We start from the raw sequence: 16,365 nt of genomic DNA, 5'->3' as shown, positions 1-16,365 counted from the left end.
GGAGAAGAAATGGGGATCAGTGGTGCTTTAATAGCTCCGAATAATCATGTAGATAAAATTCGATCTGTCCAGATGACTTTCCGGATCGATACTTTTGTAAGCTCGAATACAACTTCGCGGCATCGGGTGAGTCCGCCGGGAAACGCATAACAACCCGGAGGCCGTTTTGTTCCGCAATGTAATCGACAAATCTAAAAATGACCGATTGGCCCGTTGCATTGATCGTGCCGTAATGGGCGAAATCAATTTTTAGGGACTCTACCTTCCTCATCTTCGCGATATGAAAGGTTTTTACTAAAGCAGAAAGAAGGGAATCTGCGGAATGGGGAGTGAATTGGCGGTCAAATCTTACTTCCAGACGCGTAATTTCTTCAATCGAATCGATGTAAGGACTGGTAATGGGGAGTTCGTTATCTAATTGTTCCCTTTTTCTCTTCTCATTCCACTGCTTGAGTTTTTTAAGAATGGCTCTCAATAATGGAGCCAGCGCTAAAATCGCGGACGCAATGAGGCCGAAATACGTTTCTACATCCTTTGCCTGTTCCTCCGGCATGACTTAACCCAGAGAACGCAGTTTTACTTGCGTATATCTATGTTTATTATTTTTCCACCAGGCCTTACATTTTTCATTCAATTGTTTGATCCTGGCACCAAAAAAGGCATTTTCTGCGGACATTGTTGTGTTTAGGGATTCGTTAATTACACCGACAGAAGTGGAATAGCTTGAAATCCCTCCGATAATTCCCTCGCCATAAGATGACAGCAGGCTAATGAGGAATAAATCAATGATAACTTCTTTTAGTTCTCTTGGAACACGATTTGCATGATCGTAACCAGTCGTGTAATCAACCTGATATGCCCCCGGATAAGAACCTCCGGCCTGCATCGTTCGCCAGGCTTGGAGACCCATAGTTGGCTGGCCTAGGGCCGCCCCAGGAACACGAACAAAAACAGCACGTAGGATCCCATTCCTAAATTTTGGAATCATGTTATCCATTAAATCGATTCCCCGACCGCCAACCCAAGGGAAAGCCAACGTCCACTTATGGACCTTTGCAAGGGGTTTTTGCCTTAATTGCAATTGGAAATAATTTGATTGTGTAGACTTATAATCATACAGATCATCCCATTCGGCATAATCTTCAATATCACCACTGGCGGATATATCGAAACGTCCATCTTCCGATGGCATCGGCCGATGGCGCCAGAGCCGTGGATAGATATCCCATTCTATTGCTTGTTGAAAGGCCTCGACAGTCATATCGATCCAATTTTTCAACTGAAAGTCTTCTAGTTGGGTTCCTTTAGTGGTTACGATATTCTCGTTTCCCAGCATCAAGACTCGGCGGATTTCGTCCGGGTGAATGAGGCAACCCCACTCGGGCGTGATTTTTCCAGCGTTATTCTTCTTAGGATCTCTATCAGGATACACCTTGATAGCGAGATTCTGATATTTGAAATCCTCTAACTGACGATTTAATTCGCCTTCGTAACCCGTTGACATGAGCTTAACGTTAAAACGCCGAGACTTAATCGGAGGAGTCTAAATAGGACTTTGCGAATTGTAATTGGTCTAGAGGCATTGGATAAGTCTTTCCCGAAGTAAGCTCGCAAATTGCAGTTTTTCCATCTTCAGCGATTTCTTTGATCTTAGCGAGCATGCCCCCGACATTTACTTTGCCCTTTGCGTAGACTCGCATTATCATACCAGGCTTGGGAACTTGTGGACCACTGCCGTAAGTCCGACGTTGCTTCCTCGCCTCTTCCTCAAATTGTTTATGACGGTCGGTCATTTCTTGAATCTGTTTTTCAACTTTTGGATCCCGTGCCGTAGTATGTTGGATCCGGTTTCGTTGTTCCTTTGCCTGAAGAACTTTCCTTTCTCGGGGCGTTTCAACATCCCCCGGTTTTACCCAGTGAGTAATATTTCTTCCGAGAGCATCAGGGCGCTTTTGGGCAACTAACCCCGGGTGTGGGGCTCCTCCGGAACGCTGATTGGATTGCATCATAGGGTCGTGACCGCGAAAATATCGTACCCGAAGACTTTATCCACTCCGGTAAAAATCACTTCCGAAAGACCTATCGGTTGATAGAACTGAATCGGGCCATTTCCAGAACGAACATAATCGCGTAAGCTTTCGTCCTTATTGCCTGTTTTTCCGGAAATAGTCCAAGCGCCAGTCGCGTCCAGCCCCGTAATGACATAAAATTTTTCCTTATCTTTGAGCTCAAAGATTGCATCAGGCGGGTCCGTTGGCTTCGGGATAGCGAAGGTATTCAACATTTGGGCGCGAGTCAGGTCTTGTAAAGAGAACGATTTCATCCACTTAAAATACAGCCTTGCTGTTTATCGGTAGAGGGTAGATCGATCTTCAGCCGATATTTTTTTCAATGAATGCAGGTTTTCCCTTTGGAAAAACCCGGAAAAACCCTTCCGATAAGAGAAAAAAATTCATGATTACCGGATGGTAAGCACTGGCGGAAGACCGCGTGGAAAAAATTATGAAAAGAACTTAGCAAAGCGCGAGCGACTCGCGTCGAAGAATGGTGCTATTTTGGATGAACGAGTTGTCAAAGGAGAACTTGTCAATCAGCGCTTACTTCAAATGGCAAAATCTTTTTTCGGAATGGTAAATTCGGATCAAGTCGCAGGCAGAAAAAATCCCACCTATACATATAACCAAGTTCAAAACATTGCGGATGGTGTTTTACTTCGACCAATAGGTCGAATCCCTACTGATACACTTAGGCTAGCGGCCTACAGCACATCCCTTATTTCCGCCATTCATACAAACCGGGTTGATGAACTTCATAAATTTGCTCATATTTCCAAGAAGGAAGGCCTTTGGTTTAGGACCGAAGATGAAGATTCACAAATAGACGACGAAACCGCTGCCCGGATGAAGGCCTGCGGGAAGTGGTTCGAAAAAATGGGCGATCTTGTAGAGAACTGGTCCGGAAGAGATCATCTCTTCCCAGTTTTCGAGATGATGCTCCGAGACACGCTTACAATAGATGGTCTCGCTTTCTATTTAGTAAGGAACGCTTTCGGGAAATTGATCGAAATGCGTTATCTGGATCCGGCAACAATTTACCCCGTGGATCCCCGTAAAGGCTATAAGGGTGATAAGTCCATTGCATTCGTTCAGATTGTAGATAACAATCCAGTGGAGACTTTCGGGCCGGACGAGATCCTGTGGCCCCATAAGAATCACTTGTCCGACGTAAACATGCGTGGATTTGGATTTTCACCGCTCGAGGCGTGCATGCTGGACATGTCTGGAGTAATTAATACGACCAGATTTAACCGATCAAGATTTACTCGTCAGCCACCTGCCGGTTTCTTATCCGTTCAGGCCGACCTATCCCCAGATTCTTTAGACGCACTGGAAATGCAATGGGAGGAAATGGTCTCGGGACAGGACGATTCGCACAAAGTGCCAATCCTAGCCACTAGCGCGGGCGAAGTAAAATGGACTCCATTGAACCTTTCCAATGATCTCATCTACGAAAAGTTTATGCAATGGATGGTTTCCTTTGTACTAATGAGTCACGGCATGGACCAAGCCGAACTTGGGTTACGGTTGATCGGCTCCCAAAGTTTATCCGAAGCGAACCAAATGGACAAGAGCCTTCATTCGATGACACGCGCAAAGAAATCGATACTTTCATATTTCGCCCATACCTTTAATACGATAAGGGAATTCAGGGAGGATTTTCACGGTATCGTCGTTTTCTTTCCTGGCCAAGATCCGGAAGATGAAAAAGAGAAGATGGCCAAAGAAAAGGATGAGGTACAGTATTTAAAATTGGTCGATGAAGTTCGGATCAAAAGAGATGAACCGAAGCTATCCGAAAAAATGGCCGAATTATATGGGGGGAGCGAGGAAGATTATAAGTTTGCTGGAGCGATGCTATTGAACCCGCAGTTTATGCAAGTCTACAACCAAATCATTGCAAACTCCTCTCAGGGAAATGGAGCTCAAGATACCTTTCAAGCCGACGATCCGGTTCCGGTGGAAGAGCAACCGCAGGAAGTCGATTCTGACTTAGTATTCGATCTTTGAGCTACCTAGGATTTAGAATGAACTTTCTTCCTTGGCGGTATCCTTCCTCAATCGATGCTAACGCTCTACCGGGATCAAAATCTAATGTGTCATGGACGATTTGGAATTCTGGTTCGATGATTCTAAATTTAGCTTCCGCCCAATATTTGCTTAAGCCGGTGTTTAAATTCCCTTCATAAATTTGGCTGAACATTATATCAAAAAGTCGAAGGGCGTATTCTCCCATTGAAAGATCGCCGAATTTCTTATCTGGAATTCCCAACATCCCCTTCGTTGGAAGGATGATGACATACTCATCACATGCAGGGTCTAGGTCGATGGCAAGTTTCGCAGGGATTGCCTCGCGTAAGCCACCATCGACGAACGTTGAATTTTGAATCCTTACCGGTACAAAAGCTGGAGGTAGTGCGGCCGACGCAAGGATGGCGTCTATCATTTGACCAGGCAAAGTTTCCGTAGAAAAAGTTGCTAGGTCACCTGTTTCGATATTGGTAGCGGCACAACCAAATTTGATAGTTAAGCCCCTAAAGTCATCTTCCGAAAGAATGGTTCTCGCTAGTTTCACTATTGGTGAGTTATCAAAGAGAGCTCGTTTTTTATAAGCTCGGAAGAGGCGAGGAAATTTCCAATTCTTGAAGAACGATTCCTTTCCCTTGGAGAAACCGAAAGCGGCCTCTAATTCGGAAAGTTTATTGGTAACGAAGCAACCACCCACAATTGCTCCAACTGAAGTCCCTGAAACTACAGTTACGTTAACGCCAGCTTCCTTAAAGGCTTTCGCTACTCCCACAGAAAAGCTTCCCTTTGCGCCACCGCCTGCAAATATCAAACCTACTTTACGCATCGTTCTCCCTCTTATGGGAATAGTATTGAAAAGCGATCGTATCGGGTGACTTTTAGCTAGTTACACTGAACTGGGCAACATTTGCTCTTGTTTGTCCGTTGATAGAAGAAAAACTTCCAAAGATAATTAGCGAGGAGCCATTTACGATAAAACCAATGTTGGCTGTCGGGACCGCTTCGATCGTTGCTATCAACTGGCCGGTGCTTCGTTGCGCCAAGACAAGACCATTGGTTGGCCGATCGGAATAAGAGTTCAGAACGCCTGAAAAGATTAGGGATTCGTTTAATACTCCCACATTCATCAACACATGGGATGGGGAACCAGTCCCAAAGCCATTCGTAGGATACCAAGAAAGAACGTCCGCTGAGCTTAGATTGGACGCATCAAAAGCGCAAAGGCCATTTCTCACTATTCCCCCCGCTAATCCAAACGGACCCGTGACGATTAATCTTTGATTTACCGTATCTACGTACAGGGCGCTCCCATACGAATTCCCGCTTGCAGGGGTTTGCAATCCTCCGGTTGGATACCAGGATAACACTGCTGCTGTGCTCGCGTCGACCGCGGCAATCCCGATTCGCGCTACACCACCAATGGTCGTAAATTGCCCACAGATTATCAAAACCGATCCAATGAGGACCATATCGCTGAAAGGAACGCTACTTCCGCCGGTCGGATACCAAGATAACACGGCGCCCGTTGAAGGATTCAACGCTGCCAGTCGATTTCTCGTGGAACCTCCTATCGTCGTAAAGTTCCCAGAAACGTAAAGGACACCCCCAAGAAAGCGAAGAGTATTATTCCCTGGAATGTTCATTCCGCCGGTCGGATACCAAGATAAAACCGCGCCGGTGGATGGATTCAACGCTGCGATTCCACTTCTAGTCGAACCGCCAATGGTCGTGAAGGCTCCGGAAACGAATAAACTGGTCCCGTTCAAGACCATACTGGTTACTTGTGAGCTGGCTCCGCCGGACGGGTACCAGGAAAGCAATGCTCCGGTATTTACATCTATGGCAGCAATATTGTTCCGGTTCACTCCGGCTACCTGGGTAAAACTTCCGCCGATAAAAAGTGTCGAACCGGATAAAACTGCGCAAAGCACTGATCCGTTGACTCCTCCTGTGGGATACCAGCTCGAAAGCGTGAGGACAGGGGGATTGGTCTTTCGCATGGACAAAGGGATAAACACGGTGATCTATGCCATATTCTTTATGCAGGCAGCGGAAATTATTCCACCAATCATTTGAAAGGTGTACAGATCCTTTCTTCCGCTAGAGCTCGTTGGGGAAGGAACAATACCATCTTGCCATTCGAAAGTATAACCGGCCCATGTGATGACATACGCCGATCCGGTTGATTCAACCTTTACTGTTACAACTTCATTTTCTACCATGTTTGTCAGCGTCAGAGTCATTGTTCCACCGGTGATCCTAAAAAGATTCGCAGTTGAACAATCCAGAGATTGACTTCCGGCCGAAAGGAGCGGAGTGGCCGGTGAAGATTGACGGATATAGTCCGGAACAGTTTTCATTCCTGGACTTACTAACGACGGTGCATCTGCGAAACCGGTAGAGGTGGAAGAGTCGTAAATAATTGCGTTTTTATTAGTACCAGGAGCCTTGGCGGTTAAACCATTGGATCCGTCACCGGTTAAGATTGTCCCTTTCTGATCCAATCGGCCGGTTTTCTTTGGGTTGATTTCGCGGATCACATTTTCAAGTATGGTTGCCGCAATGTGTTGATCCCCGCCAATGGCGTTATCGTAAACAATCCCGTAGGCAGTTCGACTCATCAATGCGAACTCTGACCCAGTGAAAGCAGATTGTGAACCCCAGATTTTTCCACTGGTATATGAATTCCATCCCCCCCCGATGATACTGATCGCCTGTCCGGCGCCTTGAAAGCAATCATTCCCAACCTTCGTTGTCCCGGAGTTTGCAAAAACTATTAAACCTCCAACTATATTGAAGATGGGAGAATAGGTGGTTGAGCTGTTATCCAATGAGGAGTTATCAAGAACCAAGGATAAATAATGGCTAGCTGCAATGAGTAATGCACTTTCGGTTCCCTTACTAAGGATTTGTGAATCAACGAGCTTTAACGTTGTGTTTCCAGTGGAAGTCCAAAGGGGTGTTCCCGACAAAGGGTTAACTTCTAAGATGACGCGATGAATTTCCTCCGGCAGATGGGAAAGGACGGCTCCAGGGTCGAACCTTAAATTAGCGGTTGGACTGAAAATTCCATCGGGGACGCGTTTACCAACAAATATGACGCCAGTTAGGTCGAACGTTCCCGCTGGAACATGGCAAAGGGAAACATCACTATCGACCACGACGGTCTTTAAACCAGGAACGGCAAGTATTTGCGCGTAAACGTCGGCCCAGTTATTATAAACCCCTGAAGGCGGTGATACCGCGCCTTCCTGCCAGACGATACTCCCTGTGCCTCCTCCACCCCCTCCTGAGGATGGCGGTCTTTGCGAAATCGATAAAAGTCCGTCTGATCCTAGCGTTGCCACCCCAGATACGGCGCCTTTTTCGGAATTAGGAATCCGCGCTTCTATATCGGTTTGTAACGCTGCATCGGCATTTTGGCGAGCCAGAGTTTCCGCCGCTATTGCGGCAGCATTAACGTCATCACCATTTTGTCTTGCAATTGTTTCGTTGTTTAGATTGTTCGTTAAGCTGGAATCCGCATTCTGTCTGGTAGTCGCTTCCGAGTTAATGTCACCCTGTAGCCCAGCAACGGCGTTCGTTCGGGCCGCAATCTCATCCGATAAATCGGACTCTAATGTAGCTACATCGTTCCCCACCGCTGTAGAAAGGGTATCTATTTGATTTTGCAAATCTCCCACTGCGGATTGTCGATCAGATATCTCGTTTGCTACAGCTCCGTCTATATATGCGCGAAGAGTATTATCTTTGAGAAAATCATTCTTGAAAGATTTCATTTATGCTCTACCATAAAGCGGACGTTTTTATTTTGAAAGGCTGGGAAGCTTGCAAACTGTATTGAAATATTACCGGAGTCGTCGTAATAAACAGACTCTACTCCGCTAGATGCTGAAATTTGGAACCATTTCCCTAAGGCGTCGCTTACGTATCCGAAAGCAGCAAGGATATTCGCGCCAAGACCTGTATTGATAATACAAATCCCGGCCGAATCGGTAATACCTTCGAACCAAGACCATTTTCTCAATGTGTTCGTAGGTGCGTGACCAATTCCAGATTGAGCGGCAAGAGACGGAAGGATACTTTGCAATGTCGATAGACTACTCTGATCGACTAAGTATTTGGTTGCGCGGGCCGATGGCGCAATGGCCACCTCCGTGAACGATGGAGAATCGCTTACATTCCCAGCTCCAGCGACATTGTTATATGCCGGAATTTCTAAGAAGTACCACGAATTCCTTTCAGATGAGAACGCGAGCTCCCAGTAACCGCCGTCCAAATCTAATTGCCAGTCGTCGGGTTCATCCTCGATGTTGATTCCGTTTCCAGTGATAACAATAGGGATTGAACCGGAATTGTTTTCAACGTCCAAGATCCCGACAACGGCGTTGTCGGGTGGTGAGGAAGGTAGCGCTATTACGATCGAATTGGATGAGCAATCGACGATTACCCTTTCATATTTTAAAGCGGTATAATTAGAAGTCTGAACCGGGCTATTCTTTAGAGATCCGTAATTTGTTTTCCAGGTACCATCCGCTCCCAAGAACTTTTCTTGGTCTCCAGCCGCTGGGCCTGGGACAAGCCCTTTCGCGCCAGCGATAGAATCGGTTGCAGGGGTAAAAACTTCATCGGTTGCAAGGGTTCCGTTTTTATCAGGCAAAAACCAGGTCCGGACTGCGGTCCCCAATGATCTTAATCTTGAAACAATTTGTCCTGAATTATCAGAAACAAATTCGACCCCGGGGTTTCCAATATCTGCTGACAAACCTGGAAAGCCCGACGGATTATTTTTTTCCGAGCGCAGTTGGTATTGGGGATGGTCGTTTCCAATGGCATTGCCTAACAATTGAGAATGGTTTTGAGCTCGCGAAGAGCTTTTGATCCAACGCCCGGGGGCAGGCAATGAGATATCGTTTGGCAGGATAATTCTGGAAGGATCCCCAGCAAAAGGAACTGCCGCTATAGATTGGGCGTCAAATTGGTAGAAGGCCTCTTCGTCTTCGACTTCACGTACTTGTTTATCCTTTCTGTCGATGGATGGGATTGCCTGCAATGCTGATATTGTTTGCACCGGGGTAGACCAGTTTAAAAGAACATTCTCTCGAAGGAACTGCAATGAAACCGCGTCATTTGGACCTTGAGGATCCGCAATCCGGGCATTGGCAAAATCAGAATCATCGGGAAGCCGGATGTCAATACTGGACGTAGAAGCCTTTAGGCGCGGGCCGCCTTTCCCAAATCGAACATCCGGTGCTATACCACCTAAGAAGAAATCGAAGATTTTCATTTAGGCGCCGAGAAAAACTTCGACCTTAACTTTGTTAGTCTCGTATGGTGTTGAGATTTGGAGGTTGACGATGTTTCCTCCCCAGGCAATCCACCCGTCTGGAAGAATTTGATCGTCTGTTGCTCCATCCCTTCTAATAGCAATGGGAGCCAGGTCACCTTCCTTTTTTGCTAGAGCCGTATCTTCTTGGTTATAGGATGCTTTTATAAGTACATACTTGAAAGTGATGCCTGCCGGAATTGGAAAAACAACAAGGTTATCGGTCTTCGTAATGAGCCGTGTCAGCACTTGAGGTTGCTGAACCTGGTATTGGTTTTCAATATGTTCAGTTTCGCTTTCGGTAGCGTTGGCAGTCCTTTGGAGGAGTTGGATGATTAGTCGGTGAAATTCCATAGGTCCATTTTTATGGACATTAGAGGTATCGGAGTTTAACCTTTTGTTCGTACGAGCAAACCGGTTGGGCTAACAAGGGAAAGAAGCGCATTCCCGACTTCAGCAAGGGCACCCGAAATGTCTCCGGAAGCCAATTTCTCTACCATCGTAATAAGGGAATCCAATTGGCCGCCTATTTTGGTAACCATTACTTCCTCTAATTTATTGATTCCAGTGGCGACACTAGTAAATGACTTTTCATGTTTTTCAAACATGTTTCTCATCTGCTCGTTTAAATCGTAACCTATTTGCGCTGCCGCTTGTCCGCCTTTCCCTGAAAAGAGACGTTCACTTTCGTTTTGGTTTTCGAGTGCTTTAATACTTGCGGCTTTAATCTCGCTATTATCGCGTTCGATGTCCTTTGGCTTAAATTTCAAGTTTTCAAATTCAGTGAAACTTCCTCCGTTCATTTTTCCGAGAATTCCCCGCGTTTTTGCGTCCAGTTGCTCCATCGCGGCGGACATGAATTTTCCAGGATCCTCTTCCATTTCACGCAGTGCAGAAAAGAAGTCTCCACCCCCCTTTAGCGCTTGCGCCATCCCCAAGGAACCAAAAATTCCTCCTCCAAAAACACCTTGTCTTCCTTGGTTTGAGAGTTGTTCTGCCAGAGATAATCGCCTTCCGGGATCCATATCCCGATCCCCCCGCGAGATTCCAGCAGCAAAGCGGGCGAAGGCTTCCGGATTTCCAGAATATCCTTGTCCTCTTAGCGTCTCGGAAATTTGCGCGAGTTTACTTAAGAATTCACCCTGGCGAACTCCCGTGAAGCCGGACGCCTTTGCGGCACCTCGTACGTACGCAATATCCAGGTGTTTATTTTCTTTACGAAGTGTTTCGAGCTCTTTGACAACTTCCGCAATACCCTGCCCTTGAGACGAAGCGAATTTCATCGTTTGGGTATCGAACATTGCCGATGTTTTTCCGTAGATATCTTCTCCCGTAACACGTCCTCGAGCAAGATTTGCCTGTGCGACATCTGCGTTGCGGAAAAAACCGCCGCCACCGCTCACGTAACCACCGGTTGCTCCGAAGGTTGAAGATTGAGACATTACGGCTTGCGTATATCTCTCGCCCACCGCAGAAATAACTTTTAAAACTCCTCCTGCAATCGCAAGTCCAGCCCCCAAAATTGGTAAAGCTGCCCCCGCTGCAGAAGTTGTTGAACCCGTTGCGCCAATTCCTCCCGCCGCAGGACCGGGGCCAGTCCCCATACCGGGAACGCCCGAAGGAAGATTCATTTTGTCAAATTTCGCGTGCTGAATCTTTATATCAGCACGTTGGAAATTTGTGGCCTTGCCGAGCATTCCTGCACCATTAGTGCCTGCTAAGTCTGTGCCTTTTTCATTCTCAGGAGATCCTTTTTTTCGGAACTTGTCGCGTAATTCGCGAATAGTATCAATCTTGCGATCGACAGTATCAAAGAAACCACCGCGTGCGGTTTCATCTAGATCCGAACCATCTGCTCCTGATTTTGATGCGAGGTTTGCCCCACGACCATAAGATTTAGCCGCGGATTCCTTGCCGGATGACTGATTCCTTCCTTGCGGACTTTTTCCCTCAGCTTGAGGTTTAACCTTGATCCCTTTTTTCGCTTTTTTTGCGATCCGATCAAACTCACGATCAACGTCTTTTAGATCGGGTTTTCCATGGACTGTTATATCAAGGCTATTATCATCCGCCATTGCGTCTTAGTTGTATTTCGATTTGGTCTAGGAGCTCCTTTCGCCTAGACTCCCCCATTTGGATCAGCTTGTCTTCTGAATGCTTTCCCTCTTCCTTCAGGATACTGACCAGATTCTGATTCAGATCTTTTAGGAATTCGAGTGCTGGTTTTTTCCTTACCTCCTCGCGTTCCCTTAGGAGACTTATCCGAAGTTGGATCATGCGGAAGTCCAGAACTCCCATCGCCTCCATTATGAACTTCTTCTGATGCACCTCCAGGTCCTCTAGGTGTCGGACTCCCCTCGGAAGTAATTTCATCTCCTTCATCAGGAATAGATCGAGAACGGTTTCCGGATCCTTCAGGGCTTCCAGCGTGCCGATTTTTTTTTATCGCCTCATGGAAGGCGTCTTCTTGTTTAGAATAACTATTATAAAGTTCAACTATAAACTCTCGGTCATCTAACTCTTCGAAGTTTCGAATACCATCAAATTCATCCGGTAGTTCTTCTATGATTTGGTTGAGTGTTTGAGTGGCTAGAATATAACCGTAGGTCGAATTGCGGATCGACTCGAGGGCTGCTCCACCAAGCCGTTTTGCAATCCCAATATCAATGTCATCGACGGTCTGCGGATATGCTATCGTTACATCAAAGGAAAACTTTTTCTTTTTAAAGTCGGTCCGCTCTCCATAATAAGTGGCACTTATAGTGATATTACGATTGGGGGTTAGAATTTTCATTGCGAATACCTAAATGATTTTAGTTGAATCCTTCCATCGGTTCCCAATCCAATAGCTCCAACTCAATTCTCCTTCCAGAGAATTCGTTGTTACTTAAGCTGAAGCCGTCTGTATTCACCATTCCGATTGCCAAACCAACACGTTTGGACGTTTTCTTTTCAATGATAAGAATGTCGTACAAATCATCGGCGTGGTCGTCGTCATGCGTGTTTATCGAAACAACTCCATCCTGTGGTGTACTCAGGATGTGAAACTCACCGGAAAGGGATCCTTGCCAGTCCAGAGATTTTAAACCTTTTGGCTTTCTCTGCCCTAAAGCCTGAATACGTTCAACGTGATTGTTTACGTTTAGTTCTATATTCTTTAGGAAGCCGGCAGTTGTGCCATTCCATTTAACAAGGGCGTCGTTACCAGTGATTACCGCTGGATTTGGTCTTGAACTCATGCGCTCATTCTCAGGAAAAAACCTTTATCGGAGGTTCTTTCCTGAGAATTTTCGCCGTTAGGAAGCGGATCCTGTGCTTGTTCCTCGGACAACATCCAGTCCGATGAGGAAGAACATGAAGTTCATTGGGGTGACGAGCTTTCCATCCTTGAAAATGAAGTAGATCGCGTCTCCGTCCCGTTTGATTTGGAAATTCCGATCAAAAGCGCCTTCGCCCGTATAGATATTCCTGGTTAACCAACCGAATTGGCGGATGTAAACGTTGTCAAAGCGTTGCGTGACCGCAGTCCTGATATCCGCATCGGTTAAGCCGCTTCCGAAAGCCTCCGGATCTGTAGGGACTTCCCCAAGATACGTGGCGTTAAGCCATTCTCTAAAATCCTTTACCAAGGCTAATGCCGTACAAACGGTGGAACACTGATTAAGAATTAGGTTTTCTGCCTGATAGGACGTCAGGGCAAATTCAATCTTAAAGGGTCCTGAATTTGGTTTGCGCGTAACAACTAACGCTCCTGCCTGAAGCACTTTAGTTATTTGCGTTGCTGTAAGCACTTCGGGCGCATCCAGAATATTCAAATCTTTGTTCGTGGCGGCTTCGCGAACGTTCGCCGAGGCCTTAATGGCGTTGTGGAATACCGCTATCATCCAGCCAGAAAAGGTTCTCCTGGTCGAATTATCTGCGGCGTATGTAGTTACCGGGGAAAAGCCTAGTGTTACATATTCCGAGTTTGTTGTCTTAATGTCCGTGATTCTGGAGTCGATGCTAGTGGTAGTATCTAGTCCCGCTCCAGCAAATCTTTCATCCGATCCAGAAACAGAGTTGGCTTTGGATACCTTATCAGCTAGGTAAAGACGAACGACTTCATCGTCCGTACAAACGTTGACGTAAAACCCTTTGGCTTGTGCGGTATCAAAAACTAAGTCAAGGGCATCTAACCACTTCTGAGTCGTAGCTACCCCTGTTGCTCCGCCAGACAAATAGGTGAACACGGACATGTCAGCCAGAGGTTTCCTTGTAGTTGCTGCGACGATTTGTGCTAAACCCTGACCCGCAAAAAAGGCCTCTTGACGTTTTAGTAGCGAACCAATGACTTTCGCAGATTTTATATCCACTGCATCGGCAACAAGGATATGATCTAAATCTATGGATTTGACGTCAGGCTGAGATAGGACCGTCGCGGAATAGCCTGGCAATGAGTTAATGTAAGCTGCGAGAGCGCCAATTGTTTCGTACGTTTTTACTAAAGCAGAGAAGCCCTGAGTCGAATCCGTTTGTCCGTTCAAAGCAACCCCAACAGTAGCCCCATCGAATGTTAGGATTGCACTCGTAGCATCGCCCGTATATTCAATGGAAAGGTCACTAGCATTGAGAGGAGACGATTGTTGAATATTAACTGCATCCCCAACTTGAATGATTGTCCCGCCATTTGAAATCCGAAATCTAATCTGATTCCCTTTTGGGCCGGGAACTATCGCTTTCAAGGCATGAGAAATTGCCGGATCAATGGAAAGTGCCGTTCCTTGAGCGGCAACATTCGGATTTGGATTCAAACCTCGAATAAGCGTCGGCCCCGAAGCAAAGCGACTATCTTTAGATGGCTTAAAAGCATTGTTTATTGCATCCGCTAAATTTCCGGATGATAGAACGGCCTTCGATTCATCCGCAGCCCCAAATTCCATCACCCTTTGGGAAAATGGGAGGTTGATATCATTGGCGTCCCAACCATTATCTGCTGCTCCAATGATAACCATAGTGTTAAGGTCAGGTGAAGCGCTGGCACTTCCTGGCTGAGTCCGGAAGGCTCCATGAGCTCCCGGACGTGTAAAAGTCCTTCCTAAGAATTCAACTGCTCTAGTTCCCATTGATCGATTTCCATGCCTCTTCGTAATTTTTGCTTCCTTTCAACTTGCGGAAGAAAAGAGCTCGGAACCTGTCGGATAATACACGGCCTAGTTCGTTTTCCTTTTTAAGAAGAAAGGAATCAGGAGTTTCTTTTGCATCACCAGATTTCGTTACTGGTAAGCTTGGTTGCGTGGGAGCTTTTCCTTTTTCCGGTGCAGGTGAATCAGTAGACATCAGTGATAATCCTTTAATCCGAATTCGCCCTCAAGGCGGGTCCGACTATTTTTCAAATGTACGTCGAACCGATTTATATCGGGGAAAAGAAATGACGGTTTTGTTCTGAAAATCGATCTGGTTTGTGTGATTCGGATACCTATTTCGAAGCCCCACATTGGAGCTCCAAAGTCCTTGGTTTCCAGATTAGTGACGGCGGCTTCCGGAAGCATTACTCCTATACCAGGCCAAAGATGCGGTAAATCATGGGTCATTGGAAGCAACAGTGAGCTAACGGCTTCGAACATCCACTGAGACAACTTTCTTCCTACCGGTCCACCCGAGGCAAACCCGCAAATGATTACTTCGCTAGAAACGGTATTGGAAAATTCCTGTAGGAATTTCTGGCGAGCAAATGCTTCTATAAAACGGTTCGAAGGCATTCTTCGAGTATCAGGAAGCTTTTTGATTTCATCCAAATAATCGATGAAGTCTTTGTTCGACTTAAATTCCCGTTCGTTTAAACCAACATAATTTTGAAAGGTATCCTGAACCCATTCGACACCAATTTTTGGAAACAATCGATCATTCCCTTTATCTGAGATGCCTTCTTGAAACAGCGGATGTCCGGTAATAACCGGAACGTCGATATTGCGTTCCGAAAGAGAAGTACAGGGAAGAACCTTTTGCAAGTAGTCGACAACGGCAAATTCAGGTGGGGCAGCGTAAGTGACTAAAATAGCCCCTTCTTCGGGGTTGGACGAACGACGTGTTTCTTCTTCTTTAAGATCGGACACGACTTACTCCAACGGGAATGCAGTAATTATCCCTTTGCATCCTTAAACATTACTAATAAGTTCCGAATCGGTTATTTTTTCTGTCGAATCAACTCTCGAATAAGGTCTTTCATATCCCCAGCAACCGCTTTCTTCACGGAGTCGCTTCTTAAGGCCTTTTCGACATCTTTCTTAACTCCTACCAGAATCTTTTGCGCAGGAATTGCGGGGTAATACCAACCTCGAGTTCTTTCGGAAATAGTAACAAACTTCATAAAAGATCTTTGTACGTGTCCGTTCTTGTAAACCTGTTCAGTAGCAAAGACATTTCCTTTTCCGGTCATTCCTGGATCCGTGCGGTAAGAATATTGATTCCTTGATACGATCTTGCCATCTGCATTCGGTTCTTTATAGGAACGCACTTTTGTCATCACAGAGTTAATCTGATTATTCGAAGGAGAAACTTCCGAGCCATTGTCATTTTTGGAAAGTGGGATAATTGTATATCGGCCATGTTCACCCATTCTAGCTCTTGGGCCAGCTAAAAGGGCCGCCTTGATATCATAACGTGCTCGCCCTTTTTCTAAAACTTTCATGTAAGGGTATTTCCCGGTATTTGGATGATAAATCCTGAAACCTCCCGGAATAGGGATAATTTTAATTCCGCCTCCACCACCGGAACGACTGGACATCGCCATTCTCCCCCACCAAGCGGGCTTAGCCGCTAGGACATTTGATGACCATGCTTCTTTGGCGGCATTGGCTATGTATGAAAGGACCCGTTTGGTCCTTGGAAACTTTCCCTTCTCGTATAAGCCTTCGTAGTTCATTCTGAAAAAGAAAAGGCCCGGAATATTCCGAGCCTTTTTCGTTTAGTATTTTC

General features: G+C 46.1%; 17 protein-coding genes. 1 reads left to right on the top strand and 16 read right to left on the bottom strand.

Features of this window, described 5'->3' with window-relative positions; all coding sequences use genetic code 11:
- Window positions 1–16: 16 nt before the first annotated feature.
- The 4 genes from EHO57_RS13965 to EHO57_RS13950 are packed head-to-tail and all read right to left on the bottom strand — an operon-like array spanning window position 17 to window position 2,323.
- Window positions 17–553, bottom strand: coding sequence for a hypothetical protein (locus EHO57_RS13965; RefSeq protein WP_135698371.1), 537 nt, complete (start codon window positions 551–553; stop codon window positions 17–19).
- 3 nt (window positions 554–556) lie between these two features.
- Window positions 557–1,504, bottom strand: a complete 948-nt coding sequence (locus EHO57_RS13960; RefSeq protein ID WP_135698370.1) for a hypothetical protein — start codon at window positions 1,502–1,504, stop codon at window positions 557–559.
- Window positions 1,505–1,529: 25 nt separating this feature from the next.
- Window positions 1,530–2,006, bottom strand: coding sequence for a hypothetical protein (locus tag EHO57_RS13955; protein ID WP_135698421.1), 477 nt, complete (start codon window positions 2,004–2,006; stop codon window positions 1,530–1,532).
- Window positions 2,006–2,323: a hypothetical protein gene (locus EHO57_RS13950; protein WP_246050699.1), complete on the bottom strand. Its 318-nt coding sequence runs from the start codon at window positions 2,321–2,323 to the stop codon at window positions 2,006–2,008. The genes EHO57_RS13955 and EHO57_RS13950 overlap by 1 nt, the downstream gene beginning before the upstream one ends.
- A 142-nt stretch (window positions 2,324–2,465) precedes the next feature.
- Here EHO57_RS13950 and EHO57_RS13945 point away from each other — a divergent pair, with 142 nt between their 5' ends.
- Window positions 2,466–4,067, top strand: coding sequence for a phage portal protein (locus EHO57_RS13945; RefSeq protein ID WP_135698368.1), 1,602 nt, complete (start codon window positions 2,466–2,468; stop codon window positions 4,065–4,067).
- Window position 4,068: 1 nt separating this feature from the next.
- Here EHO57_RS13945 and EHO57_RS13940 read toward each other — a convergent pair whose 3' ends face one another.
- From EHO57_RS13940 to EHO57_RS13885, 12 genes are all read right to left on the bottom strand, one after another.
- Complete coding sequence (locus EHO57_RS13940; RefSeq protein WP_135698367.1) at window positions 4,069–4,911, bottom strand: patatin-like phospholipase family protein; 843 nt, start codon at window positions 4,909–4,911, stop codon at window positions 4,069–4,071.
- A 52-nt stretch (window positions 4,912–4,963) separates the two neighbouring features.
- Window positions 4,964–6,016: a hypothetical protein gene (locus EHO57_RS13935; protein WP_167882918.1), complete on the bottom strand. Its 1,053-nt coding sequence runs from the start codon at window positions 6,014–6,016 to the stop codon at window positions 4,964–4,966.
- 93 nt (window positions 6,017–6,109) lie between these two features.
- Window positions 6,110–7,864, bottom strand: coding sequence for a hypothetical protein (locus EHO57_RS13930; RefSeq protein WP_135698365.1), 1,755 nt, complete (start codon window positions 7,862–7,864; stop codon window positions 6,110–6,112).
- Entirely contained in the window at window positions 7,861–9,372 is a 1,512-nt protein-coding gene (locus tag EHO57_RS13925; RefSeq protein ID WP_135698364.1) for a hypothetical protein, read from the bottom strand. The genes EHO57_RS13930 and EHO57_RS13925 overlap by 4 nt, the downstream gene beginning before the upstream one ends.
- Window positions 9,373–9,765 carry a hypothetical protein gene (locus tag EHO57_RS13920; RefSeq protein ID WP_135698363.1) on the bottom strand — a complete coding sequence of 131 codons (393 nt, stop codon included), beginning with the start codon at window positions 9,763–9,765 and terminating at the stop codon, window positions 9,373–9,375.
- Between the two features lie 35 nt (window positions 9,766–9,800).
- On the bottom strand, window positions 9,801–11,486 hold the full coding sequence (locus EHO57_RS13915; protein WP_135698362.1) for a hypothetical protein: 1,686 nt from the start codon (window positions 11,484–11,486) through the stop codon (window positions 9,801–9,803).
- Window positions 11,487–11,530: 44 nt separating this feature from the next.
- Window positions 11,531–12,205 carry a hypothetical protein gene (locus EHO57_RS13910; protein ID WP_135698361.1) on the bottom strand — a complete coding sequence of 225 codons (675 nt, stop codon included), beginning with the start codon at window positions 12,203–12,205 and terminating at the stop codon, window positions 11,531–11,533.
- 19 nt (window positions 12,206–12,224) lie between these two features.
- Complete coding sequence (locus EHO57_RS13905) at window positions 12,225–12,650, bottom strand: hypothetical protein (protein ID WP_135698360.1); 426 nt, start codon at window positions 12,648–12,650, stop codon at window positions 12,225–12,227.
- Between the two features lie 57 nt (window positions 12,651–12,707).
- The gene (locus EHO57_RS13900) at window positions 12,708–14,513 is read right to left on the bottom strand and encodes a glutathione S-transferase family protein (RefSeq protein ID WP_135698359.1); all 1,806 of its coding nucleotides are present in this window, start codon (window positions 14,511–14,513) and stop codon (window positions 12,708–12,710) included.
- Window positions 14,503–14,727, bottom strand: a complete 225-nt coding sequence (locus tag EHO57_RS13895; RefSeq protein WP_135698358.1) for a hypothetical protein — start codon at window positions 14,725–14,727, stop codon at window positions 14,503–14,505. The genes EHO57_RS13900 and EHO57_RS13895 overlap by 11 nt, the downstream gene beginning before the upstream one ends.
- On the bottom strand, window positions 14,727–15,503 hold the full coding sequence (locus EHO57_RS13890; protein ID WP_135698357.1) for a hypothetical protein: 777 nt from the start codon (window positions 15,501–15,503) through the stop codon (window positions 14,727–14,729). The genes EHO57_RS13895 and EHO57_RS13890 overlap by 1 nt, the downstream gene beginning before the upstream one ends.
- Before the next feature lie 71 nt (window positions 15,504–15,574).
- Window positions 15,575–16,312, bottom strand: coding sequence for a hypothetical protein (locus EHO57_RS13885; protein WP_135698356.1), 738 nt, complete (start codon window positions 16,310–16,312; stop codon window positions 15,575–15,577).
- Window positions 16,313–16,365: the final 53 nt, after the last annotated feature.

The organism is Leptospira langatensis, from assembly GCF_004770615.1.
Lineage (GTDB): Bacteria > Spirochaetota > Leptospiria > Leptospirales > Leptospiraceae > Leptospira_B > Leptospira_B langatensis.
This window is presented reverse-complemented; position numbering and strand designations above follow the sequence as displayed.